Here is an 813-nt window from a genome sequence, read left to right as displayed (position 1 = left end):
TTATAGGTATAGCGGATGAGCATATCGGTATGGTCGCCTACTAAGTGCTTGCTCTTAATGCGGTCGCTGTTGGGCTCGTAGGTAAGCGTAGTTTTACCCTTAGGGGTAGTCTCCTCAGTAAGACGCCCCCAGCTGTCGTAAGCGTAGCGATAAACACCTGCGGCAGGGTCGGTAATACTTGTCTTTCTGCCCCAACCATCTTGGGTTATTTTCTGTTCTACTCCTTCGTAGTTAGCAGTTTTGAGTGCACCATTGCCAAAGTAGGTGTACTTAATGGTACCACCCGTATCTTGCTGACTGATGGTTTTGCCAATGGCATTTTGGGTAGTGGTGATTTGCTTTGTGCCATCGTCTACGGTAGTCTTTAAGCCATCGTAAGAGGTGCGAATGGTCTTACCGTGAGCGGTAGTTACCTGCACAGGACGCCCATAGCGGTCGTACTCAGTGCGTGTCCAGCCCTGTGGACTGCCACCAGCAGCAAAAGGTTCACTTTTACCTATAGCTCTCCCTAAGGCGTCATACTCATAGCGCACAGCAGTAGCTCCCAAGGCAGTAGACGCTTCACTTTCCAAAAGCCAACCGAGTGCGTTGTAGGTTTCACTTGTATAGCTGTCGTCATCACTATCCGAGCGGATGTTGTATTTGCTGCCATTCGCTCCATAAGTAGTGCGCAGGCTTTTACCTAAGTAATCAGTTACCTTTATAGGGCGATTCCAGATATCATATTGGTAGGAGGTAGACTGCCCCCAAGGGGTAGTTTCTTTGCTTAGATTGCCGCGCTCATCATACACAAAGCTCGTTTTGAGCCCTTCA

At 49.0% G+C, this 813-nt stretch carries 1 pseudogene; it reads right to left on the bottom strand.

Annotation, left to right across the window (positions count from 1 at the left end):
- Nucleotides 1–813: pseudogene (locus tag I7X29_RS15220) on the bottom strand (sugar-binding protein); the annotation flags it as partial.

The sequence above is a fragment of the Capnocytophaga periodontitidis genome, from assembly GCF_016126015.1.
GTDB classification, from domain to species: Bacteria; Bacteroidota; Bacteroidia; order Flavobacteriales; family Flavobacteriaceae; genus Capnocytophaga; species Capnocytophaga periodontitidis.
This window is presented reverse-complemented; position numbering and strand designations above follow the sequence as displayed.